Annotated in this window: 24 protein-coding genes; 6 read left to right on the plus strand and 18 right to left on the minus strand. The window is 66.8% G+C overall.

Annotated features, from left to right (window positions below; genetic code table 11):
- Positions 1-69 precede the first annotated feature (69 nt).
- The 16 genes from OHA70_RS34105 to OHA70_RS34180 all read right to left on the minus strand — a co-directional run bounded on the left by OHA70_RS34105 (position 70) and on the right by OHA70_RS34180 (position 15,582).
- Entirely contained in the window at positions 70-939 is an 870-nt protein-coding gene (locus OHA70_RS34105; protein WP_328324778.1) for an alpha/beta fold hydrolase, read from the minus strand.
- A 32-nt stretch (positions 940-971) separates the two neighbouring features.
- Entirely contained in the window at positions 972-1,286 is a 315-nt protein-coding gene (gene catC, locus OHA70_RS34110; RefSeq protein WP_328324780.1) for a muconolactone Delta-isomerase, read from the minus strand.
- Between the two features lie 27 nt (positions 1,287-1,313).
- Positions 1,314-2,165, minus strand: coding sequence for a catechol 1,2-dioxygenase (gene catA, locus OHA70_RS34115; RefSeq protein ID WP_328324782.1), 852 nt, complete (start codon positions 2,163-2,165; stop codon positions 1,314-1,316).
- Between the two features lie 19 nt (positions 2,166-2,184).
- Positions 2,185-3,288, minus strand: coding sequence for a mandelate racemase/muconate lactonizing enzyme family protein (locus OHA70_RS34120; RefSeq protein ID WP_328324784.1), 1,104 nt, complete (start codon positions 3,286-3,288; stop codon positions 2,185-2,187).
- An 82-nt stretch (positions 3,289-3,370) separates the two neighbouring features.
- Positions 3,371-4,183, minus strand: a complete 813-nt coding sequence (locus OHA70_RS34125; protein WP_328324786.1) for an alpha/beta fold hydrolase — start codon at positions 4,181-4,183, stop codon at positions 3,371-3,373.
- Positions 4,180-5,448, minus strand: coding sequence for an LLM class flavin-dependent oxidoreductase (locus OHA70_RS34130; RefSeq protein ID WP_328324788.1), 1,269 nt, complete (start codon positions 5,446-5,448; stop codon positions 4,180-4,182). Before OHA70_RS34130 ends, OHA70_RS34125 begins: the two co-directional genes overlap by 4 nt.
- A gap of 65 nt (positions 5,449-5,513) precedes the next feature.
- A complete protein-coding gene (locus OHA70_RS34135; protein WP_328324790.1) occupies positions 5,514-6,086 on the minus strand; it encodes a flavin reductase family protein in 573 nt (190 codons plus the stop codon).
- A gap of 185 nt (positions 6,087-6,271) precedes the next feature.
- The gene (locus OHA70_RS34140; protein WP_328335267.1) at positions 6,272-7,252 is read right to left on the minus strand and encodes a LysR family transcriptional regulator; all 981 of its coding nucleotides are present in this window, start codon (positions 7,250-7,252) and stop codon (positions 6,272-6,274) included.
- Between the two features lie 61 nt (positions 7,253-7,313).
- On the minus strand, positions 7,314-9,083 hold the full coding sequence (locus OHA70_RS34145) for an FAD-dependent oxidoreductase (RefSeq protein ID WP_328324792.1): 1,770 nt from the start codon (positions 9,081-9,083) through the stop codon (positions 7,314-7,316).
- Positions 9,080-10,159, minus strand: coding sequence for a 4-hydroxy-2-oxovalerate aldolase (gene dmpG, locus OHA70_RS34150; protein WP_328324794.1), 1,080 nt, complete (start codon positions 10,157-10,159; stop codon positions 9,080-9,082). Before dmpG ends, OHA70_RS34145 begins: the two co-directional genes overlap by 4 nt.
- The gene (locus OHA70_RS34155) at positions 10,156-11,127 is read right to left on the minus strand and encodes an acetaldehyde dehydrogenase (acetylating) (protein WP_328324796.1); all 972 of its coding nucleotides are present in this window, start codon (positions 11,125-11,127) and stop codon (positions 10,156-10,158) included. The genes dmpG and OHA70_RS34155 overlap by 4 nt, the downstream gene beginning before the upstream one ends.
- Positions 11,124-11,954 carry a 2-keto-4-pentenoate hydratase gene (locus OHA70_RS34160; RefSeq protein ID WP_328324798.1) on the minus strand — a complete coding sequence of 277 codons (831 nt, stop codon included), beginning with the start codon at positions 11,952-11,954 and terminating at the stop codon, positions 11,124-11,126. The genes OHA70_RS34155 and OHA70_RS34160 overlap by 4 nt, the downstream gene beginning before the upstream one ends.
- The gene (locus OHA70_RS34165; protein ID WP_328324800.1) at positions 11,951-12,826 is read right to left on the minus strand and encodes an alpha/beta fold hydrolase; all 876 of its coding nucleotides are present in this window, start codon (positions 12,824-12,826) and stop codon (positions 11,951-11,953) included. The genes OHA70_RS34160 and OHA70_RS34165 overlap by 4 nt, the downstream gene beginning before the upstream one ends.
- Positions 12,827-12,849: 23 nt before the next feature.
- Positions 12,850-13,464 (minus strand): cysteine hydrolase family protein, encoded by a 615-nt coding sequence (locus OHA70_RS34170; RefSeq protein ID WP_328324802.1) that lies wholly within the window; start codon positions 13,462-13,464, stop codon positions 12,850-12,852.
- 35 nt (positions 13,465-13,499) lie between these two features.
- On the minus strand, positions 13,500-14,570 hold the full coding sequence (locus OHA70_RS34175; protein ID WP_328324804.1) for an LLM class flavin-dependent oxidoreductase: 1,071 nt from the start codon (positions 14,568-14,570) through the stop codon (positions 13,500-13,502).
- A gap of 49 nt (positions 14,571-14,619) precedes the next feature.
- Positions 14,620-15,582: a 3-carboxyethylcatechol 2,3-dioxygenase gene (locus OHA70_RS34180; RefSeq protein ID WP_328324806.1), complete on the minus strand. Its 963-nt coding sequence runs from the start codon at positions 15,580-15,582 to the stop codon at positions 14,620-14,622.
- Positions 15,583-15,722: 140 nt separating this feature from the next.
- On the opposite strand from OHA70_RS34180, the gene OHA70_RS34185 reads away from it, so the two are divergent.
- Genes OHA70_RS34185 through OHA70_RS34210 form a run of 6 tightly spaced genes read left to right on the plus strand, consistent with a single transcriptional unit; the run spans position 15,723 to position 19,759 of the window.
- Positions 15,723-16,463, plus strand: coding sequence for a GntR family transcriptional regulator (locus OHA70_RS34185; RefSeq protein ID WP_328324808.1), 741 nt, complete (start codon positions 15,723-15,725; stop codon positions 16,461-16,463).
- Positions 16,464-16,507: 44 nt separating this feature from the next.
- The gene (locus OHA70_RS34190; RefSeq protein WP_328324810.1) at positions 16,508-16,813 is read left to right on the plus strand and encodes a hypothetical protein; all 306 of its coding nucleotides are present in this window, start codon (positions 16,508-16,510) and stop codon (positions 16,811-16,813) included.
- 33 nt (positions 16,814-16,846) lie between these two features.
- Positions 16,847-17,752, plus strand: a complete 906-nt coding sequence (locus OHA70_RS34195) for an MBL fold metallo-hydrolase (protein ID WP_328324812.1) — start codon at positions 16,847-16,849, stop codon at positions 17,750-17,752.
- Between the two features lie 17 nt (positions 17,753-17,769).
- The gene (locus OHA70_RS34200) at positions 17,770-18,105 is read left to right on the plus strand and encodes a PadR family transcriptional regulator (RefSeq protein ID WP_328324814.1); all 336 of its coding nucleotides are present in this window, start codon (positions 17,770-17,772) and stop codon (positions 18,103-18,105) included.
- Positions 18,102-18,932, plus strand: coding sequence for a hypothetical protein (locus tag OHA70_RS34205; RefSeq protein ID WP_328324816.1), 831 nt, complete (start codon positions 18,102-18,104; stop codon positions 18,930-18,932). Before OHA70_RS34200 ends, OHA70_RS34205 begins: the two co-directional genes overlap by 4 nt.
- Positions 18,933-18,991: 59 nt before the next feature.
- The gene (locus OHA70_RS34210) at positions 18,992-19,759 is read left to right on the plus strand and encodes a DUF4184 family protein (protein ID WP_328335269.1); all 768 of its coding nucleotides are present in this window, start codon (positions 18,992-18,994) and stop codon (positions 19,757-19,759) included.
- Here the strand turns inward: OHA70_RS34210 and OHA70_RS34215 are convergent.
- Positions 19,725-20,612, minus strand: a complete 888-nt coding sequence (locus OHA70_RS34215) for an alpha/beta fold hydrolase (RefSeq protein ID WP_328324818.1) — start codon at positions 20,610-20,612, stop codon at positions 19,725-19,727. The two genes, OHA70_RS34210 and OHA70_RS34215, sit on opposite strands and share 35 nt — an antisense overlap.
- A gap of 63 nt (positions 20,613-20,675) precedes the next feature.
- Complete coding sequence (locus OHA70_RS34220; protein WP_328324820.1) at positions 20,676-21,608, minus strand: RNA polymerase sigma factor; 933 nt, start codon at positions 21,606-21,608, stop codon at positions 20,676-20,678.
- Between the last annotated feature and the right edge of the window lie 140 nt (positions 21,609-21,748).

Below are 21,748 nucleotides of genomic sequence, written 5' to 3' on the forward strand. Positions count from 1 at the left end.
CACAGCTTTCGTTCGAGTGACAACTGGTCTTGGCAGCGGCCGAGCCCAAGCCCCTGGGGTGCTACCTAGTCAGCGGATAGATCGGACGGTATCTGAGCCTTCGCGCTGAGTGTCCGCAGCGAAGCGGAGTATGGCGGAGGCGACTCCGCCCGGGTTGTCTGCTGGTGGAAGGTGCGCGCTGTCGGGCAGGAGTTCGAATTTGGCTTCGGCGATGGTGCCGGTGACGGCTCGGCTCGTCGACGCGGGCACGACTGGATCGAGCCCGCCGGCCAGTACGAGCAGCGGTATTCGAGTCGCTATCAGATTGGTGGAGTCGGGAGGCGGCGCGGATGCGTGGCGGCCACCGACAAGGCGAGCGGCGGGAGAGCTGGTGGCGTCGAAGCGAGCGAGTGCCTCACAGGCCAGGGCGTATGACTCCGGATCGGTGGCGGCCAGCGAGTGCAGCAAGCGTTGGGCCGCCTGGGGGTGGCGCTCGGTGAAGCCGGAGGCGAACCAGCGGGCGGGGGTGGCTGCCAAGACGGCCTCAATGCCGGCGTGGCGGACCAGACTGGCGCGTTCCAGCCACGCTTCGGGTGTTCCGATGCGAGGTCCGCTGGCGATGGCGATCGTGCCGCAGAAGGGTTCTGGGCGTAGGGAGAATTCGTAAGCAAGCGTTCCGCCTAGGGAGACGCCTGCGTACCAGCAGCGACGGTCGGCCGCGTTCTCCACTGCGATGCGGCGGACTGCGTCGACGAGGTCGGCCACGTCGAAGGCGGTGGTGGCGGGGTTGCCGCGACCGTGGCCGGGCAGATCCCAGCCGATCACCTCGAAATGGGAGCCGAGCAGGGTTGCGGTCTCCTGCCATAGGGCCTCGATCGCCGTCCCTAGTGAGGGACCGACGATCAGGAGGTCCTTGGCGTTCGGCTCGCCAGCCAGGCGTGTGGTCGATAGGAGAACCATGGTTCCTGTCTCGCAGTGAGAGATCAGCCGATTCAGTCCGTTCGATCCGCGGACGGGTCAATCGGGTGTCGGTCGATGGCGGAGGGGTGCTGGGTGAGGGCTGTGATTTCGATGTCCATGAACGGGAACAGCGGCAGCGACCAGAGCACGTCGTGCAGCTCGTCGGTGGACGAAACATCGAAGATGCTGACGTTGCTGTAGCGGCCGACGACACGCCACAGGTGGACCCAGACGCCGTCGCGCTGCAATTGCTGAGCGCGCTGCCGTTCTTCATCGACGAGGCGTTGTCGTTCGGCCGGGTCTAGGTCGTGCGGGATCGCGACGTCCATGCGGACGTGGAACATCATGGGTTCTCCGTCCGGAGTCCTGGACCTTTAGGCGGGCTCGAGCTCGAAGTCGTACCGTACGCGGGCCGTGCCGTCGTCCTCGGGTGTGGGATCGAGGATGAGTTCGGGTTTGGTGGCATCCGCAATGTCGGACTCGAGGTATTCGCCGCCGGCGAAGTAGAGCTGGGTGGTGATCGTTCGATGACCCTCTGCGCGGATCATCAGGTGGAGGTGGGCTGGGCGCCAGGGGTGCCAGCCGGCTGCCTCGATAAGTGCGCCGGTGGGGCCGTCGTGCGGGATCTGGTACGGGGCGGGCTGGACGGTGGTGATCTCGAACCGACCCCGGTCATCCGTGACGATCACACCTCGCAGGTTGCCGGTCGGTACGTGCGCGGCGAACCCGGAGTAGTAACCGGCGTTGTCGGCGTGCCAGATGTCGACCTCGGCACCGGCTAGCGGATCGCCGGCGATGTCGCGGACCTGGCCCTGGAAGACCAGCGGTGTCCCGGCTTCGTCCTCGCGCATCGTCAGGGTGGCTGTCGATGGGAGGCGGATCTGGTCGGGCAGATAGTAGGGGCCCTCGATGGTGCCCTTGCTGCCCTTCTGATTCTGCGCGGCGACCTCTTCGACGACGTGTTCGACGAAGACGTCCATGAACAGCGGCCACTCACCGCCCTCGCCGACCGAGATCAGCCACGCCTTGGCGGCCTGGAACTCGGGATAGGTGACGTCGTTGGCCCGGATGGCGTCGTGGATGCCCTTGAGTATGCCGGTGACGACGGTCGCGACTCGCTCGCTCGAGGATGCGGCGGAGCCGCGTCGCTCCAGGCTTGCCTTGAACGATTCGCTGGCGGAGGCGCCCGAGTCGGCGGCGCTCGGTGATTCGTGGGTCGTGGTCATGGGTGTCATCTCTTTCGTGTCAGCGGTCTTGGCGGTAGCGGTCGAGTTTGGCTTCGTCAATCTCGATGCCGATGCCGGGACGTTGAGGCAGGAGCAGCACACCGTCCTCGATGGCCAAGGGCTCAGCCAGAAGGTCGTTGCTCATGTCAAGGAAGTTCGACAGCTCTCCAGGGCGTCCGGCGGTGGCCTTGAACGCGGCGCCGAACGTGGCGGTGCACAGGGATCCGACCTGTCCGTCGATCTGGTTGCCCATGACGACTTCGATGCCGAGTCCCTGGCACAGGTTGAGGACTCGTTGCGAGGCTGTGAACCCGGTGCGCGCGGTCTTGATAGAGATTCCGGTGGCGGCGCCGCCGAGGACCTCGCGGGTGACTTCAGCCGGGGTGGTGACACTTTCGTCGGCGTAGATGGGTAGGTGGCTGTGCTGGACCAGCCAGCGGCGGCCAAGGACGTCGTCGGCAGGGCACAACTCCTCGGCAAACAGCAGCCCGACGCCGTCCAGGGCGTGCAGAGCGCGCAGCGACTCTGCGGCTGTCCAGCCGCGGTTGCCGTCGATGTACAGCTCGGCTTGCGGACCGAGTGCATCGCGCACGGCGAGGCAGGCCTGGATGTCGAGTTCGATGGGGTGGCGGCCGACCTTGATCTTGAAGCTGGTTATGCCGTGCTGGTCTCGCATGCGTAGCGCGTCGGCGACCATGGCGTCGGTCTCGGAGAAGCCGATCATGTGGGCAACGCGCATTCGGTCGGTGTAGCCGCCCAGGAGCTGGGAGACGGACACGCCGAGGCTGAGTCCGACCAGATCCCACAACGCCATGTCGACCGCGGCCTTGGCGACCGGATTGCCGACCGTGCGGTTCATGTGGGCGTGCGCGGTCTCCCGGTCGAGCGGTGAGAGCCCGATCAGGCCGGGCGCGAACAGGTCATTGATGGCCGCAGCGATGCTGGCTTGGGTCTCGCCGTAGGTGTAGGGCCGCGGCGGTGCGTCGGCCGTGCCGATCAGCCCCTCGTCGGTGTGCACGCGGACCAGCACGTGCTCGGCGGAGGTGACCACGCCACTAGCGAAGTACAGCGGCTTGGTGAACGGGATCGAGTACGGGATGGTCTCGATGCGGGTGATCTTCATGGGCTGTCTCCGAGTCGGACCGTGGCCCGGTCCCCGCCCCGCAGGCAGCGAGCGGGGACCGGTTTGGCGAATGGAGGCGGGTCTAGCCGAGGAACTCGTCGACGGCCGTGACCGTGTCGGCGTACTTCTCCACTTGGGGGATGTGTCCGCAGTCGTCGATGATGGCGACCTTGCTGCCGGCCACCGCGTTGGCGAAAGCGTCGGCGTAGGCCACGTTGACCAACCGGTCATCTCGGCCCCACACGACCAGCGTGCGAACACTGATACGGTGCAGCCGCTTGCGTAGCCCGCGGTCGGGGATGGGGAAGGCGAACTTGCCGGTGCACCCGAAAGCCCACACCATGCCTGCGATGGCGGCGATCTGCTGGTCGGGGTCTTCTGGCATGGCGAGCATCGCCTGGGCTGCGGCGCTGGACGGGTCGTGGAAGAGCAAAGCGGGCAGCTTGTCGGGAGGCGTGATGATCCAGTTGGCCGGTGGGTGATCTTCCAGCCAGAGGCCGATCGGGTCGAGGAGGACCAAAGCGGAGGGCAGGTCGGGGAAGGTCGAGGCGAGCTCGGCGGCAAGCATGCCGCCGAAGGATTGTCCGACCACGACCGGTTTGGTGAGGCCGAGTTTGCGGACCAGCTCCTCATAGGCGAGCACCACGTCGCCGAGGTCGTCGATGTTGTGGATGGCATGCGGGTCACCAACGCTGGTGCCAGGGAACTCAGGGGCGTACACCGTGTATCGCTCGGCGAGATGGCTCAGGAACGGGTCCCATGCCAGCCCTGCGGCAGGGTGCAGGTACAGCAGCGGTGTGCCGGCGCCGGCCACCTTGACCCGCATGGTGATCTTCCCGTTCCAGACCGAGATGATCTCCTCGGTGATGGTCGGCTCGGTCGCCTGGGTACTCATCGGGCACCCGCCATCTCGTCGCTGGTCGGCACGTGGACGTCGGCGGGAGACCCGCCGAGACGCTCGGGCCACCAGTGGTGCTGATGCTCGGTGTCGGTCCACAGGTCGCGTAAATGCGGCAAGACCTCTTCCGAGAACAGCTGGATATTCTTCATCACCAGGTGGCGGGGCAGCGAACCGAAGCCGAGCATCGCGTGCAGGTTGCCGATGCCGTAGGAGCGGCAGAAGTCGACCAGTTGGTCGCGCACAGTGGCCGGTGAGCCGGCGATGACGACCCCCGCCTCGACGAGGTCGCGGTAGGTAGCGGTCTTCATCTGACTGTAGAGGCCGAAGTCGCCTGGGTCCTTGAGGATGGCCTGGACACCGCGGATGTCGATGTTGCCGGGCAGCGCGAGCTTTTCCATGGGGATCGAGCCCAGCCCCTTGCGGAAGGCGTACTCGAGGTGGGCTCCGTACTCCTGCTCGGCGCGCTCGTCGGTTTCGGAGATCGCGATTGTCTGCAGGAACCCGAGGCGGTAGGGGTTGCGGGGAACGCCGACCTGGTCGGCGATCTCCCAGAACCGGTCGAAGATGCGCTGACCGGTGAGCTTGGCGCCGAACCAGCTGAGGTAGTTGAAGCCGAAGCCACGCAGCAGACACATCTGCATGGTGGCGGGATTGCCGATGCCGGTGATCCAAACGGGCAGGTTTTGCTGCAGCGGCCGTGGCCACATGTTGACCATCGGGTACTGGGAGAATCGGCCGTTGAATGCGAAGGGGGTCTGCTCCCGCCAGGCGCGCAGCACCAGCTCGAGGTTCTCGTCGAACCGCCTGCGAACCTCCATCGGCGGTACGCCGTTGTTGATGCTCGCGTCGTAGGAAAGGCCGACGACCAAGCCCGGTACCAACCGGCCGCCGGACATGACGTCGATCATCGCGTACTCCTCGGCGACCCTGAGGGGCTCCCTGGACTTCCCCAATGAACGGCCCATCGGATAGATGCCGACGTCGAGGCCTTCGGCCTCGGTCATGTACGCCAGCGCCCCGGCCACCAGGTCCGGGTTGGGCACCATGTCATAGCTGCTCTGGCCGTGTTCGGTCACCGCGACGGCGTCGAATCCCGACCGGGCCCCCAGCATCAGCTCGTCCATGAAGTCGCGCATCGAGGAGTACACCCCCTCTCGTGTCGTCAGCGAGTACGGGACGCTGCAAACCGACTCATGGTCGGTTTCGAAATCATCTGGCAGATACCGGTACGGCGCCTGCGCGAACATGGTGACCTTCACTGAGTCTCCTTCTGGGCCGGGACGGAACACGGGTGCCGGGTCGGTGGGACAAGGCGAGCCGGGGGTCAACCGGCCAAGTGGTGAACGAGGTGGGATTGGACGATGCCTCCGCCGATGATGGGGCCGGCATCGAGGACGCGGGGGTGGTCGTGGACCGAGAGTCCGACCATGGCGAAGCGACCGCGGTCGAACAGCAGCGGCTCGGGGTCTTCGCTGACCTCCGCCTCGATGACCTCACCGAGCTGGAGGACATGATCCCCACCGTCGTACGCCTTCCACGGGCGGCAGCGGAATGTCGCCAACGCACCGTGCAATGCAGGAGCGAGACCCTCGCTGCTCGGCAGCCACCTCAGCTCGAGACCCGCGCGGGGGCGGCCGGCGAACTGCATGGCGATATCGAGCTGCGAGGCCTTCAGGACATTGATCGTGAAGGGACGGTCCTCCAGGTTGGCCGTCGCCTTCGCTGTCTTGGCCAGCGAAACCAGGATCAGCGGAGGTTCCATCGAGACCGAAGTGAACGAGTTGACCGTCACACCGCGTGGCTGGTCGTCGACCTCATAGCTGATCACGGCGACGCCCGTCACAAACCGTGACAGGCAGGAACGCAGATGCTGCGGATGCAGAGCAGGTGTCGTCATCGAGGAGACTTCCTTCCGAGACCGGATCGCGAGGTCAGCCTGAGCGGGCGAGTTGCGACCACATGATGTAGATCACGTTAGGAACAGTGAGATTCATCTGTCCAACACCAGAAACCGAACAGATTCAGACGCAGTGCGACTAAACGCTGGCCCGTCGCAACAGGCGATGCGCGGCGGCCTGCGGTTCAGACGGAGTCGGGCAGATCCCGTTGGTCATCGAAAAGGGGCCCGCTCGAGGCCGGCTTCTGCTTCCGGACCACAGCCCGAGCGGTCTCGAGGTAGCCACGCACGAGCGGCGGGACGGGTCCCGACTTGTAGGCGATCGCCAGAGACAGCGTGACGTCGGTGCCGATGATCGGCCGATGAGTGACACCGTTGATACGCAGGTGCCGGACCGAGGCCGGGGCCAACGCGATGCCCAGTCCGGCGGCCACGAGCGCCACCAGACTGGAGGTCTCGGCCGCCTCCTGACGAACCTTCGGCGTGAACCCTGCCTGGCGGCAGGCGGCCTGCACCGTGCGGAAAACCGAGGACGGGGGCGAACTGGGGTAGCTGATGAAGGATTCTCCTGCCAGGTCGGCCAGGTTCAGGTTCACCCTGCTCGCCAGCGGGTGGCTGATCGGCAGGAGCACGACCAGAGGCTCGTCTCGAAGCACCTCGACCACGAGTCCTTCAGCAGTCACCGGAGGCCGCAACAGGCCCACCGAGACGGTGCCGTCCAGCAGGGCCGCCACTTGGGCGGGAGTGAGCATCTCGCTGCGTACCTCGAGCAGCACCCCGGGGTAGCGCTGGGCGTAGGCACTCACCAGTTGCGGCATCAGGTCGTAGGTGGCCGACCCGGTGAAGGCCAGTGAGAGTCTCCCCAGCCGTCCCTGACCGGCTAATCGCGCGTTGTCGGCCATTCGGTTTGCGGCGGCCAGCAGCGCGACCGCTTCTTCGTAGAACAGACAGCCCGCCGGGGTGAGCTGGACCGAACGGGTGCTGCGCTCGAACAGCGCGACGCCCAGCTCCCGCTCCAACTTCAGGATCTGCTGCGAGATTGGCGACTGCGCCATGGAAAGCCGGGCGGCTGCTCGAGTAAAGCTGAGCTCCTCGGCCACGGCGACGAAGTACTCGACGTGCCGCAGCTCCATCGCTACCAGTCCCTCTGCTGTGGTGATCCCCATTGTGGACGCCACCAACGTGAAGAGTATCCATCCAGGGCGTCGATCCCGGCTCGGCGTCGGTTCAGTGGGATGTTCCGAGGACTGCCGTCAGTGCGGTGGTGAGTTGGTGGAAGGCTTCTTCGCCGTCTCGTACTGCGTTGGTCTGGCGCCAGGCGACGTAGCCGTCTGGTCGGACCAGGATCGCGCCGGCTTCGTCGATCTGGCGGGCGCGGAACCAGTCGTGGTATCGGTCGGCGGTGTCGGGTGCGCCGATGATCACAGCATCGAGGAACGGCAGGTCGAGCTTGTCGACGGCGGCTGCCCAGGCGGTACCGGCGAGGCCCGTGACAAGGCTGAACCGGCCTTTGCCGGTGACGTCGAGGGTCGAGAGCTTGTGGCCGGTCTTGTCGACCAGCCACACGTGCGGAACCTTCGCCCCGGGGCGCGTGGTCGCCTGCAGGTGAAGGCCGGGGTCTCGGTCCCAGATCTCAGGTTCTGACGCGGGCACGACTGCCGTGGAGGTGTAGCGCTGGTTCAGTTCGGTGCCTTGGGCATTGAACTCGGTGTTCTTGAACTCGATGGCCGCGGCGAGTGCCTCGCGGGCGGCGACCCCTTCGTCGCCGGGGGCGGCGAGTTTCGCGAGACCTGCGGCGACCGGATCGGCCTTGCCGGTGGTACGAAAGGCCTCGTTGATGGGACCGTAGTCGACGCGGGATTGGTTGGCGCGGGCAACGACTTGCCGGCCGACGGGTGCGCGTTCTTGTGAGTAGGACTCCAGCAGTGGTGGCTCGGCCCAGCCTTTGAGGACGTAGGCGAGTTTCCAGGCGAGGTTGAAGGCGTCCTGGATGGAGGTGTTCGAGCCGAGGCCGCTCGATGGCGGGTGGCGGTGGACCGCGTCGCCGCCGCAGAAGACCCGGCCGGAGGAGTACTGGGTGGCCCAGGCTTGGTTGATCTGCCAGGTGGTGACGTTGTGGATGTCCACGTCGACGTCCGGGTCGCCGATCATTTCGCGGATGCGGGGCAGGACCGCTTCGGGGCTCAGGTCGGGTTCGGGGCCGTCGATGTCGTAGCCCCAGCCGGCGATCCATTCGGTCCAGGGGCGGATGGCGCGGAAGGTGCCCATGCCGATTTCGCCGTAGCCGGCGCCCGGCGTCATGATCCAGTGCAGGATGCTGGGCCGGTGTTCGACGTACTTGGTGAGGTTTGCCTTGAAGCGTGTGTAGATGGTGCCGGCCCGACCCATCGTGCCTTCGATCGGCAGGCCGAGTTCTTCGACGATCCGGGAGCGAGCCCCATCGGCGCCGACCAGGTAGCGGCTGCGGACGGTGTACTCGTGGCCGGTGAGCCGGTCACGCAGGTGTGAGGTGACGCCGTCGGCGTCTTGCTGGTGGGACAGGTATTCGGTGTTGAAGGCGATGTCGGCGCCGCGGGCCGCGGCGTTCTTCACCAGTACCGGCTCCATGTAGGTCTGGGGAATGTCGAGCAGCGGGCAGGGGCTGCCTTGCAGGTAGTCCCCGATGCGGTGTTCACCGGTTCCCCAGGTGCGCAGGCGGGCGACCTCGTGGCCGGCCAGGCTGGTGGTGAACAGGGTGTCGCCCATCAGGTTCCAGGGCGTGGCGACCGAGGTTGCTTCTTCTTCGACGCCGAGGTCGCGCAGTACTTCGAGGGTGCGCTGGTTGGTGATGTGGGCGCGGGGGCTGTTGGCCAGCCAGTTCCACTTCGTCGCGACGCGGACATCGACGCCGTACGTCGCCAGTGCGAGCGCGCAGGTCGCGCCGGTCGGTCCGGTGCCGACCACCAGGACGTCGGTGTCGTAACCGGTGTCGGGTCGGCGGTAGTCGAGGGCGGTCATGAGCTCGCTCCTACCGTGTGGGTGGTCCCGGCCGCGTCGTGGCTGCGTCGGGCGAGGTCCAGTGCGACGTCGACGATCATGTCTTCCTGGCCGCCGACCAGGCCGCGGCGTCCGACCTCGACGAGGATGTCGCGGGTGTCGATGCCGTATCGCTGGGAGGCGTTCTCGGCGTGTCGCAGGAAGCTGGAGTAGACGCCGGCGTAGCCGAGGGTGAGAGTTTCGCGGTCGACCTGGACGGGGCGGTCCTGCAGCGGCCGGACGAGGTCGTCGGCTGCGTCCTGGAGGGCGAACAGGTCGCAGTGATGCTGCCAGCCCTGAAGATTGGCTACAGCGATCAGCGGCTCGATCGGGCAGTTTCCGGCGCCTGCTCCCATCCCGGCCAGTGAGGCGTCGACGCGGGTGACGCCGTTCTCGACGGCGACGACGGAGTTGGCCACGGCCAGCGACAGGTTCTGGTGGGCGTGGATGCCGAGCTCGGTGGCGGGGTCGAGTACGTCGCGGTAGGCGCGGACCCGGTCGCGGACGTCGCCCATGGTGAGTCGGCCGCCGGAGTCGGTGACGTAGACGCAGTGGGCACCGTAGGACTCCATCAACCGGGCTTGGTCGGCGAGTTGGGACGGCTGGGTCATGTGGCTCATCATCAAGAACCCGGACACGTCCATGCCGAGGTCGCGGGCGCGGGCGATGTGCTGCGCGGAGATGTCGGCCTCGGTGGAATGGGTCGCGATCCGGACCGACGTGACGCCTTGGTCGTGGGCGCGGTCCAGGTCGTCGATCGTGCCGATGCCAGGCAGCAGAAGGGTCGTGAGTCTGGCCTGTTTGACGACGGCGGCAACGGCCCCGATCCATTCGGTGTCGGTGTGTGCACCGGGTCCGTAGGTGAGGCTGGCTCCGGCCAGGCCGTCACCGTGGGCGATTTCGATTGCGTCGACCCCGGCCGCGTCGAGTGCAGCGGCGATCGCGGTGACCTGATCGAGGGAGTAGCGGTGCCGGATGGCGTGCATGCCGTCGCGAAGGGTCACGTCTTGGATGTAGACCTTCGGCCCGGTGGTTTCGGGGTGGCTGCTGCTGGTCATGAGTGTGCCTCCGCGGGCAGAGCTCCGGAGCCGGCTGCCTGGGCTGCGAGGCGCTCGGCGACCTGCAGGGCGGCAGACGTCATGATGTCGAGGTTGCCTGCGTAGGCGGGCAGGTAGTGGGCCGCGCCCTCGACCTCCAGGAAGACGCTGACCTGTGTGCGGTCTGCGGGCTCGAGGTCGGGGTTGAGCGTGTGGGTGGTGTCGGCGGCGTCGAGGTCGTGAAATTGGACGGCCTGCTTCAGCCGGTAGCCGGGGACATAGGCAGCGACGTCACCGACCATTTGCTCGATCGACTTCGCCACGGCATCGCGAGCCGGTTCGTCGAGCCGATCGGTCAGGCACAGGACGGTGTCGCGCATGATCAGCGGCGGGTCAGCAGGGTTGAGCACGATGATCGCTTTGCCACGAGCCGCGCCACCGATCTGTTCGATCGCTGCGCGGGTGGTTTCGGTGAACTCATCGATGTTGGCTCGGGTGCCAGGACCGGCGGATTTCGAGGCGATCGACGCGACGATCTCCGCGTAGTGCACCGGTGTCACGCGGGCGATGGCCGCGACGATGGGGATGGTGGCCTGGCCGCCGCAGGTGACCATGTTGACGTTGACCGCATCCAAATGGGCGTCGAGGTTGACCGCGGGCACGGTGTAGGGGCCGATCGCGGCCGGTGTCAGGTCGATCAACTGCTTGCCCAGCGGAGTGAGGCGGGCCGCGTTGGCGAGATGGGCTTTGGCCGAGGTCGCGTCGAAGACGATGCGGATGTCGTCGAAGTCGTCCAGCGCGATCAGGCCGTCGACGCCGTCGGAGGTCGTCGCGATCCCGAACCGGCCGGCCCGGGCGAGGCCGTCGGAGTTCGGGTCGATGCCGACGAGTGCGGCGACTTCGAGGGTCTCGGACAGCCGCATGACCTTGATCATCAGGTCGGTTCCGATGTTGCCGGAACCGATGATCGCCACCTTGGTTTTTGTCATTGGGGTTCTCCAGCGTCAGAGGTCGCGGGCTGGACATCGCCGGTGAAGGCGGCGGTGACCGTTCCCACGCCGGTGATGGTCGCGGTGTAGGTCGCCCCGGCGGTGACGGGGACCATGGGCCCGAGAGCACCGGACAGTACGACGTCACCGGCGCGCAGCGGCGTGCCGTTGCGCAGCGCGGTGTTGGCGAGCCAGGCGACCGCCGCCCGTGGATCGCCGAGGCAGTCGGCGCCACTGCCACTCGACACGATCCCCTCGCCGTCGGTCATGTCCATTTCCACACTGCGAGGATCCAGACCGGTCAGCGCCACGTGGGTGTCGCCGAGAACGAACAGGCCGGACGAGGCGTTGTCTGCCACGGTGTCGACGATGGTGATGTCCCAGTCGGTGATCCGGCTGTCGACGATCTCCAGCGCCGCGACCACATAGTCGGTGGCCGCCTCGACATCGGCCTCGGTGACTGGTCCCGTGGTCAGATCGGCAGCAAGGACGAAGGCGAGCTCGGCTTCGATCTTGGGTTGCAGTAGGTCGCGCGACTCGATCGGCTCGTGCGGGCTCCGGGACATGTCGTCGAGCAGCACACCGAAGTCGGGCTGGTCGACGCCGAGCTGGACCTGGACTTTCGGGTTGGTCAGGCCGATCTTGTGGCCGACCACCGTGGCGCCGGCCGCGAGCCTGGCCGCGATGCCGGCGGTCTGCACGGCGTAAGCGGTGTCGAGGTCGCCCGCAGCGAGGAGATCGCGAACCGGTGGGCAGGGACGGCGCAGTCGCTGAGCTGCCGCCAGACGTTGGACGGCTTCGCGTGCTTGAGGCTCACCGGCGGTCATTGCTGCTCCTCGGCGAGGAACCCCAAGACCAGTTGATTGAACTTCTCTCGCTGTTCCCACTGTGGCCAGTGGCCGGCGCCGGTGACGTGCTCGAAGTGCCCGCCGCGGATCTTCTCGGCCATCTCGAGCCCGGCGGCCGCCGGACCGGACGGGTCGTTCGAGGTCCACACCACCAGGGCACCGTGTGGGACGGCCGCCAGTTCCGCGTCGGTGATCAGGTTGCGGCGCCTGACCTCTGGGTCTTGCAGGCACAGGATGTGCCGCATCGACTCGGCGAAGCCGGCGCGCGCGTAGATCGTGCGGCGGATGTCGACGAGTTCGTCGGTAACGGTCGCGGGGTCGGCCATCAGCCACTCCAGCCGGGCCCGGATTCGTTCGTCCGACGGGTCATCGGCGGCGGCCTGGGACAGGCTGCGGATCCGCTCCATCACCTCGGAGCGCGCCATCGTGCCGCCGGGGGTGTTCAGGACCAGCCGCAGAGTCCGTTCGGGGTGAGCGGCGGCGAACTTCACCGCGACCCACCCACCCAGCGATTCACCGTTCAGGTTGGCCGCGCCGATCCCGAGCGCATCGAGCAGGCCGGTCAGGTGGACGACGTAGTCAGGCAGTTCGAGATCGCTGGTCGCATGGGTGGTGTAGCCGTGTCCGGGGTAGTCGTAGGCGATCACGCGGTACCGCTCGGCGAACTCGGCGATGTTGTGGGCGTACGCCTCCAGGTGGCCGCCGGTGCCGGCCATCAAGACGAGCGGCTCACCGTCTTCTGGGCCGGCCTGCAGCACTCGCGTGTTCCACGGCCCGACCTGGACATATCCGATGCTGTGCGGGGTGGCTGACAACGCCACCCAGACCGGCAGATCCCGTGGCTGCGTCACGGCGGTCACTTCTTCTGCCGTGTTCATGCGGTGCCTTGGCCAGCGCCGAGCGCTTCGGTGATCTCAGCGCTGCTGGTGATCTCGCCGAGCAGCCCGAGCGAGGCGATCGACGCGTCGTGTGCGGCCGGATCAGCGGCACTGCAGGCGTCGGCGACGACGATGGTCCGGTAACCGAGATCGCTGGCCTGGCGGGCCGTTCCTTCGACCGACGCGTTCGTGGCGACGCCGGCGAACACGACGGTGTCGATCCCGCGGGACCGCAAGATGACGTCGAGTTGGCTGGACGCGAACCCGCCGACCCGCTGATTGGTGACGACGATGTCTCCGTCGACCGGCGCGATCTCGGGGAGGATCTCGGCCTTGGGGCTGCCATCGGCCAGGCACTTCGACTGGGCGACGATGCCCAGCAGTGGCGAGTTCACCACCAGGTCGGAGTAGTCGTCTCGCCAGGCGACTCGCGTGTAGACCACGGTCGCGCCGGCGCTGCGAGCGGCGTCGAGAAGCTTCCCGGTGATGCCGACGACGTCGCGCTCGGTGGCCTGGGCCGCGAAGAACCCACCGAACGCGCCGTCGGCGCTGACGATGTCGCGCTGCATGTGTACCGCGATGACGGCGGTGGTTGACGGTGTGAGCTCCATGGCGATCTCCCTGTCTGTGTGTATGGGGTGGCGGGTCAGGCGTGGGCGAGGATGGACGAGCCGATGTCCTGGATGTCGCGCCCGGCAGTGAACGGGTTCGACAAGAAGACGCTGACAATGTCGACGCCGCTGTCGAGCATCAGCTGGGTTTGCTCACGGACGTCGGCCGGTCCGCCGTACATGCACCAGTAGTCGACGAGCTCCTTGGTGATCAGTGGCCGGTGCGCCGGGTCGAGGCCCCGCAGGTACTTCGCCCAGGTCTCCAGGTAGTGCGGCTGGTCCGGAGCGGTGGGGTCACCGAGGTAGGCCATCGCGGCTTGCGTGGAGGCCTTCACGATCGGTTCGCCGAGCTCGTCGATGTGCTCGTTCATGAACCCGGCGTTGGTGATGCACGACGAGATCGGGCCGGAGCCGAACCCTTCGGTGATGCCGTCTTCCCACGTCTGCCCGTTGCGCAACTGGTAGAACCAGGTCAGCGAGATGAGCTTGACCGACCCCTCCGGGCGGCCGGCCTCGGCAACGGCCTTGTCGAGTTCGCGCCGGACCAGCTGAATCATCTCCGGCTGGGGACCGAGACAGTAGACGACCGCGTCCGCGAGCGCGGCAGCGGCCTTGAGACCACGCGGTCCACCGGCCGCCATCCAGATCGGTACGTCGTTGATGTCGTACCAAAGGCCATTGGTGTCGAGGAACTCGATCTCGGTCTCCTGGCCGAGCCAGCGGTGCTTGACCCGCTCGCCGCGCAGGAGTCCACGCGACACCTCGACCGAGTGCACCAGTTCCTTGATGGTGGCCGGCCGGTTGCCCATCGAACGCAGGGCGTTGTTCGCCGTCCCGATCCCGAGAAAGGTCCGGCCCGGGGCGAGTTTGTTCAAGGTGGCAACGGAGTTCGCGGTGACCGGCGCGATCCGGGTCAGCGGGTTGGTGACCATGGTGCCGAGATTGATGGTCGACGTCTGCTGCGACGCCAAGGCCATCTGCTGGTACGGGTCGGAGAACAGCAGCGGGCCTTCGCCCACACCGAAATGACTGACGCCGAGATCCTCGGCCTGCCTGACCAATCCGACCTGGTCGATCTTGGCGCAGGTACCGATACAGAAGTCCATGATGTGCTCCTAATGCGTCCCGGGCAGAGCCGGGGAGACGAATGAAAGGTCAGGCAGCGACAACGGACGACGTCGGAAGCGCTGTGGTGACAGCGAAACCCGCGATCCAGTCCGGGATGGGCTCGTAGTACGAGGCGGTGACCTTGTACTGGCCCGCAGAAGCAGCCAGGGCCGCGTAGGCCGCGATCGACGTGCGAGTCTCGTGTGCGGAATGACCTGCCTGTTCGGTGAACCAGTCCGTGGTCCAGCGGTCGATCTGCGCGAAGTCGCCCGCAGCGAGGACGTCCAGCACATTGCGGTCCCACTCAGGGTTCAGCGGCTTCATCGTCGAGACGCCCGCGGCGTAGTCGCGACCCGCCTGGATGACCCGCATCTGCCGGGCAGCCCGCTGCTCGGGTGTCAGACGCCGGCCTTCAGAGATCAGCGAGGCCGCCACTTCCGGCGCCGCACCCTCCAGAGTCGGCACGGGTGGGTCGTGCGACAAGCCTCCCGAACCGATGAACAGGATCCGCTTGTCCACGGTGGTGGCGTACCGGCCGATCGCCTCACCGAGCAGACGCGCTCGCCGCGGCGGGCCGAGGGGCTCGGCAACGCTGTTGATGAAGACCGGAACTATCGGTGCACGATCCAGTCCGCCCAGCAGCAATTCCAGCGGCTGCACGAAGCCGTGGTCGACGTACATGCGTTCGGAGAACGTGACGTCCAGGTCGGCGTCCAGCACCGCCCGAACCATCGCCATCGCGGCGTCGTGGTCGACGGGCAGGACGCCGGCCGTGGTGTCGTAGTCGCCGATCGATTCGGCGGCCGCGCCGATGCAGAACGGCGGCATCATGTCGTAGAAGTAGCCGTTGTAGTGATCCGGGCCGAACAAGACGACCAATTCCGGGTCGAAGTCGGCAACGAACGCCCGCGCATCGGCCAGCGCGGAATCCACCCGCCCCCGGGTCGCGGGAGCCGGCTCGGTAAAGCCCATCAAGGGCGAGTGGGACATCGTCACCAGAGCGGTGGCCACACTCTTCACCTCCAATAACGCAACTGGCATGCTAGCATTCCAGTTGGAAGGTAGCGCTCATCTTGTTCGTCGCGCAAGACCTCGCCTAGCAGTGATCGATCAGGCGAGGATCCGGAAGTCGCCGATAACCTGGAGCGGTGATGACAGCAGCATGGGACGGCCCGGACTCGCCGACTGGTGGCGTTCGGCCGCTCGCGGCCTCGTCGGGGCGCCGACTGGGGACACTCGCCTACGACCGCCTCAAGGAGCGTCTCCTCGAAGGCGGCTACAAAGCCGGCGAGCGACTGTCGATGGAGGCCTTGAAGGCCGAGTTCCAGGTCTCGAAGGCTCCTGTCATGGATGCTCTACGCCGGCTCGAAGCTGACGGGCTGATCGAGATCATTCCCCAGAGCGGATGCCGCGTCCCGGTGCACTCCGCCCAGTCAGTCGCAGACTTCTTCGCAGTCTTCGGCGGCATGGAAGGAGCCGTGGCTGGTGTTGCCGCACAGCGCCGTACCGAGTCTCAACTGCAGGAGCTGATCGCGGTCAACGACCAGATCAAACAACTGGACGCAGACCCCGACCCCGCCGCACGCGCCCACGGATACCGGCTGCTGAACCGCCGCTTCCACGCGATCATCCACGCCATGGCGCACTCGCCCGTCGTCTCGGAGATCAGCAGTCGGATGTGGGATCGCTCCGACCTGCTCATCAACACCAGTGGGGTGCCACAGCCGCTCGCATCGGCCGTCTCGGGCAGGCACGCCGACCATGAGCGGATCATCACCGCCCTCAAGAAACAGGACAACGCCGCTGCTCGTGCCGAAATGGAGGCCCACATCCTCGGCACCATCGACGTCATCCATGCCGAAGCCGCCTCCCGCGCCCCAGGCACAGCCTGACAACGCAAACGGCACTGTGCTCGGCCCTTCAGGCATCCTGACAAATGGAAATGCCCGAGCAGGCGAACAGCCGTTGTGTACCTCCCGATCATCAGCTCAGATCGCAGTCCGGGAAAGCCCGGCCTGGTATCACCAAGCTCCGGCGCGCGGTCGAGGCCCAGGGCGCCGTACTCCGGCTGATCGCTCCCGCAGGCGGCACGATCAAGCGGGCCCGCACGACGCACATCGACACGACGGCCCCCGGCATCCTCCTCGGCGAGAGCATCGCCAAGCCCTTCACCACCGACCTGATCAACCAGCTCGGCCTCCACCGCGCGTGGGACCGCGCCCAGCAGGTGATGGCCCAGTAGGCGGTCACCAGCGGCCCTCTAGCATTGGTTGCCATGGGCATCTCTGGGGTTCCGGCGGTCGAGGTCAGTGAGGGCATCTACGCCTACGTCCAGCCGGACGGGAGTTGGTGGATCAACAACGCCGGCTTCCTGGTCGGCCGGCGTGGGGTGATCAGTGTCGACACCTGTGCCACCGAGAGCCGCACTCGCGACTACCAGGCGACGATCGCCAAGATCACCGAGCAGCCGGTACGGACCATCGTCAACACCCATCACCACGGCGACCACACCTGGGGCAACGCGCTGTTCACCGGCGCGACGGTCGTGGGCCACGAACACCTCCGCGGCCAGATGGAGGCGTTCGGGCCACCCGCGCAACTACCGCCGCTCTGGACCCCGGTCGACTGGGGCAACCTCGAACTGCAGCTCCCCACACTCACCTTCGCCGATCGCGTCACCGTCTGGAACGATGACCTGGCCTGCGAGGTCCGGTACGTCGGTCAGCCCGCCCACACCACCAACGACTCGATCGTCTGGATCCCCGAGCGCAAGGTCCTCTTCACCGGCGACCTCCTCTTCAACGGCGGCACGCCCTTCGTCCTGATGGGCTCGGTAGCCGGCTCGATCGACGTCCTCGAGAACGTCCTCAAGCCGCTCAACGCCGAGACGATCATCCCCGGCCACGGCGAGGTCAGCGGCCCGCAACTGATCGATGACGTGCTCGGCTACCTCCGCTTCATCCAACAGACGGCCCAGGCAGCCAAAGCAGCCGGCCTCACCCCACTCGAAGCAGCCCGCAACACCGACCTCGGCCAGTACGCCGACCTGCTGGACCCCGAACGCCTGGTCGGCAACCTTCACCGCGCATACGCCGAACTAGACGACTCCACCCTCGACCTCATCGGCGCCTTCACCGACATGGTCACCTACAACGGCGGCCCCCTAACCTCGCACGCCTGACGGAATAGTCTGTTGGCATGAGCGATCGTGGGATGCAGGAGTTGGCGCTGCTGTTGCTGACGGCGCTGGCCAATGAGTCGCGCCATGGGTATGCGATCGCTCAAGAGGTCAAGAGCATCACGGACGGGCGGGTGACGCCGCGGACGGGGGCTCTGTACGGGGCTTTGGATCGGCTGCTGGCGGAGGGGCTGATTCAGGTCGAGCGGGAAGAGGTGGTGGGCGGGCGCGCTCGGCGGATCTTCGGGCTCAGCCCGGCTGGGCGCGAACGGCTGGAAGCAGAGGCGGAGAGGCTGGCGTCCACCGCTCGCGAGGTTCGACGGCGGCTGGCCGGGGGGACCTCGCCGGCCGTATGAGCGACAACCTTCTCCGGCTGTATCCGGCCGGCTATCGAGACGCGCACGGCCGCGAGATCCTCGATGTACATCGTGAGATGACGATGGATCTCCCGCTCGCGGCCCGGCTGCGCGCGGACGCCGACCTCATCGCCCACGCCCTACGAGTCCGCCTCGGCCTCGACTCCGCCTCCCCCGGCGGGCGCTTCTTCGCCCTCACCACCCCCATCGCCCTGGCAGTCGCCGCCGCGTACGGCGGCATCCAACTAATGCGCTGGTACGCCGGAGTCGCCATCTCCCCCGGCTCAACCTGGAGCCACGTCGCAACCACCGACGCCCCCCAAGCCCTCAACCTGCTGCTCCTAACCCTGATCCCCCTCGGCGCAATCCTCACCCTCACCCACCGCTGGCCACCCGGCCGAATCCTCACCACAGCAGGCCTCCTCGGCTACGCCCTCCAATGGACAGCCTCACCGAACCTCTACGCCAACGGCCCGATAGAACCAATCGCAGCAGCCCTAACAGCTGCCACCCTCCTAGCCTGTCCCCCAGACCTAGCCGGCTCAGCACTCAACTGGCCAACCCACAGCGGCAGCATCACCGGCCGGCGGCTGGCTGCGTTGGCCGGGGCGATGGCCGCTGTCGCCTGGTTTCCGATTGCGCTCGTTCAGACGCGGGCCTTTGTCGTCAGTACGGATTACGGCGCTTGGCCGGTGCTGGTTCTCGGCGCGACCGGCGTCGTCCTCGCCTTTCAGGCGCGGCCGTCCAGCCTGCGCGCGCTGGCGGCGACGGCCGTCGCCTCGCCGCTCTTCCTCGCCCACGCGTACACATCAGGGTTTTGGCAATAGTCCGTTGAAGTGAGTACTCTCAGATGCGGACTATCCCCAGCAGAGAGCGAACCCAGACGATGCCCTTCACCCTGGCCCATCCTGCCGCGGTGCTTCCTCTGCTGCGCCACCCCTTCGTCCCAGCAGCCCTGGTCGCCGGTTCCATGGCCCCCGACCTCCCGTACTTCCTCAGAGCCGCCGGCATCACCTCCACCACCGCCGGCGACTGGTACGAGCCTCTCCTCAACGCCACCCACACCCACTCCCTCAGCGGCCTCCCCATCGACCTCCTGTACGCCGTAGCGCTGGTAGCCGCCTACTGGATGGTCCGCGCCCCAATCACCGCCCTACTCCCACCCGGCCTAGCCCTCCCGCAACGGAAAGAACCACACAAGGCCAAGTACGCCGCCTGGCTACTCGCATCGGCGGCAATTGGCGTCGCCACCCATCTCCTCTGGGACGCCTTCACCGACACGGACCTACTCCCAGCGCAACGCCTACTCCAGTACGCGAGCACAGCGTTCGGCCTGGCCGTCGTCACCTGGTACCTCTGGAAACACCGCGCCCAACTCCGCACCAACGACGACGCGACTCCCCATCTCACCATCCCGATCCGACGGCTGACCGTCGCCTTCCTGATCGCAGCCCCGCTACTGGGCGCCGCCGTACTCGCCCACCGCGACTACACCGACTACCAGACCGATTCGGCCACCTGGACCGCAGTCGCAGAAGGCGTTCTGACCGGTGCGGTCAAGAGGGCGGGCGCCTCCTTCGCGATCGCCCTCTTGCTCTACGCCGCAACCTGGCAGCTGATCAACCGCCTACAAAAGCAGTCACAGCCTGCTTAAAGGCCTCAGGTTCTTCCAAATGGCCAAAGTGTCCACTGTTCTCTAGGACCACCAACTGCGAACCAGGGATCAGCTTGTTGAGCTCCTCAGCCCACCGCACGCCACAGATGGGATCGAGCCGACCGACGACCACAAGCGCCGGGACGGTGACGTCACCCAGCACCGAGCGGTCGTCGATCACGTCCGGCTCACCATCCGCGTCGACCCCCGAGATATAGGTGCCACTCACCTTCGCCTGCAGCGGTGCAAACTCCTCCCGCCGATTCCAGTAGTCGGCGACGTACAAGGGGATGATCCCGGCGAGCGCCGCGGTCATCCCCTCATCGGTCGAGATACTCGGGATCGCCTGCACCGTGGCCAGTACCTCCGGAAGGTCCGGATTCCCCTCGTTCCGGGCGACGAACTCCTCGATCTTGCGCATGAACTCGGCACCGTGCTCTGGCCCAGTGACCGGCGCACTGTCGTACAGGATGATTCCGGCCAGCCGCTCGGGATGCGCCAGCGCATACCGTTGGACCACGAAGCCGCCATGCGAGTGGCCGAGCAGGTAGACCGGGCCGGTCGCGAGGTGCTCGATCAGGCTGTCGAGCGCCTGGACGTACCGATCGCGGGTGTAGCCGTTGGGGTGGCTCGCGAGGCGTCCGGAGCCGCCCGTGCCGATCGGCTCGACGTAGACCATCGTGAGGTGGGCTTCCAGCTCCGGCATTCGCAGGTACTCCCAGAAGACGCCCGGCCCACCAGGGTGCGCGACGCAGACCGGGCCGGCGCCGTGGACGTGGTAGCGCTGGGCGATGCCGTTCAGGTCGACGGTGTGCGTGCCCATCGCCAGCGGGTTCAGATCAAGGTTGGTCATGCCGACAGGACGCGAGCGTACGGACGAAGTTCAATCCAGGCTGTGTGACCTGAGCCACCAAGCTCAGGCGGCAGCCGCGATCCTCGCGGGGTGGTACAGCCGCAACTCGCGGACCATCCCCTTCTCCAGCGACATCAGCCAGATGGAGGCCGGCGGGCAGTGCTCGGGATCGTCCGGCGGATTGATCAGCTCCGTCTCCCAGAGAACGATCTCCTGGCTGGCGACGACATGCCTGAGCCGCTGATGGACCCCGGCATCCAGATCGCCTTCCATCCCGCGCAGCAGGAAGTCGTGTCCGACGATCCGTTGCCCACCGGTGATCAGAGCAACGTCCGGCGACCACCGTTCCGCGAGCACCCCGGCGAACCTCCCCCGCTCGGCCTCCGCCAGCGTCTCCAGCCCCTCGCGCCGACTGGCCTCGGTCAACGCGGCCGCATCGCCATGCGCCGCGCTCGCAGTACCGCGCAACGCCTCGGCCAACTTGGCCCGGCCGTGGCTGAGCCGACTGCGAATCGTCCCCACCGGCACCCCGCAAACCGCCGCGATCTCCTGGTACGACGTAACGCCGGTACTGAAGTGGCGCAACATGACCGCCATCCGGATCGGCGCCGGCAGCTCCTCGATCGCCCGCCAGATCCAGTCGCGCGAGGCGTGCCGATCCAGCACCTGCTCGGGAGTCGGCTCGGTCGATGCCAACGGCAAGCTTTCGATCGGTACCAGCGTCCGGGCCGACCGCAACCGGCTCCGGCACGCATTGCGGACGATCATCCGCAGCCAGGGCCCCACCGCCGCCGGATCCCGGACATCTCCGATCCGCCGCAGCGCAACCAGAACGGCATCCTGAACCACGTCGTCGACATCAGGCCCGAACCCGAGCAGGCTGAGCGCCACCACCCGCATCCCGGCCTCATGCCGCTGGAGCAGTACTCCAAGGGCCCCGACATCGCCACCCTGGGCACTCCGCGTGAGCTCGGCGTCGGTACCCCCGCTGACCATGCTCCCCAGCGTACCGAGGCGGCCTGCGTCACCAGATATTCGCCTGCAGTACCCCACCAGTCACACCAGAAACGCGTGTCCCGTCAAGATGCGGGGGCATCGTTGCGGAGCTATGGTCTGAGCCACGAGCCCGGACGCCC

The sequence above is a fragment of the Kribbella sp. NBC_00382 genome (assembly GCF_036067295.1).
In the GTDB taxonomy this organism is placed as follows: domain Bacteria; phylum Actinomycetota; class Actinomycetes; order Propionibacteriales; family Kribbellaceae; genus Kribbella.

Excerpts from the sequence above, each read along its gene's own strand:
- OHA70_RS34175 (WP_328324804.1), bottom strand. The coding sequence starts at position 14,570 with ATGGACTTCTGTATCGGTACCTGCGCCAAGATCGACCAGGTCGGATTG.
- catC (WP_328324780.1), bottom strand. The coding sequence starts at position 1,286 with ATGATGTTCCACGTCCGCATGGACGTCGCGATCCCGCACGACCTAGAC.
- OHA70_RS34145 (WP_328324792.1), bottom strand. The coding sequence starts at position 9,083 with ATGACCGCCCTCGACTACCGCCGACCCGACACCGGTTACGACACCGAC.
- catA (WP_328324782.1), bottom strand. The coding sequence starts at position 2,165 with ATGACCACGACCCACGAATCACCGAGCGCCGCCGACTCGGGCGCCTCC.
- OHA70_RS34210 (WP_328335269.1), top strand. The coding sequence starts at position 18,992 with ATGCCCTTCACCCTGGCCCATCCTGCCGCGGTGCTTCCTCTGCTGCGC.
- OHA70_RS34200 (WP_328324814.1), top strand. The coding sequence starts at position 17,770 with ATGAGCGATCGTGGGATGCAGGAGTTGGCGCTGCTGTTGCTGACGGCG.
- OHA70_RS34190 (WP_328324810.1), top strand. The coding sequence starts at position 16,508 with ATGGAAATGCCCGAGCAGGCGAACAGCCGTTGTGTACCTCCCGATCAT.
- OHA70_RS34105 (WP_328324778.1), bottom strand. The coding sequence starts at position 939 with ATGGTTCTCCTATCGACCACACGCCTGGCTGGCGAGCCGAACGCCAAG.
- OHA70_RS34170 (WP_328324802.1), bottom strand. The coding sequence starts at position 13,464 with ATGGAGCTCACACCGTCAACCACCGCCGTCATCGCGGTACACATGCAG.
- dmpG (WP_328324794.1), bottom strand. The coding sequence starts at position 10,159 with ATGACCAGCAGCAGCCACCCCGAAACCACCGGGCCGAAGGTCTACATC.
- OHA70_RS34160 (WP_328324798.1), bottom strand. The coding sequence starts at position 11,954 with ATGACCGCCGGTGAGCCTCAAGCACGCGAAGCCGTCCAACGTCTGGCG.
- OHA70_RS34195 (WP_328324812.1), top strand. The coding sequence starts at position 16,847 with ATGGGCATCTCTGGGGTTCCGGCGGTCGAGGTCAGTGAGGGCATCTAC.
- OHA70_RS34125 (WP_328324786.1), bottom strand. The coding sequence starts at position 4,183 with ATGAGTACCCAGGCGACCGAGCCGACCATCACCGAGGAGATCATCTCG.
- OHA70_RS34215 (WP_328324818.1), bottom strand. The coding sequence starts at position 20,612 with ATGACCAACCTTGATCTGAACCCGCTGGCGATGGGCACGCACACCGTC.
- OHA70_RS34120 (WP_328324784.1), bottom strand. The coding sequence starts at position 3,288 with ATGAAGATCACCCGCATCGAGACCATCCCGTACTCGATCCCGTTCACC.
- OHA70_RS34220 (WP_328324820.1), bottom strand. The coding sequence starts at position 21,608 with ATGGTCAGCGGGGGTACCGACGCCGAGCTCACGCGGAGTGCCCAGGGT.
- OHA70_RS34135 (WP_328324790.1), bottom strand. The coding sequence starts at position 6,086 with ATGACGACACCTGCTCTGCATCCGCAGCATCTGCGTTCCTGCCTGTCA.
- OHA70_RS34140 (WP_328335267.1), bottom strand. The coding sequence starts at position 7,252 with ATGGGGATCACCACAGCAGAGGGACTGGTAGCGATGGAGCTGCGGCAC.
- OHA70_RS34155 (WP_328324796.1), bottom strand. The coding sequence starts at position 11,127 with ATGACAAAAACCAAGGTGGCGATCATCGGTTCCGGCAACATCGGAACC.
- OHA70_RS34185 (WP_328324808.1), top strand. The coding sequence starts at position 15,723 with ATGACAGCAGCATGGGACGGCCCGGACTCGCCGACTGGTGGCGTTCGG.
- OHA70_RS34205 (WP_328324816.1), top strand. The coding sequence starts at position 18,102 with ATGAGCGACAACCTTCTCCGGCTGTATCCGGCCGGCTATCGAGACGCG.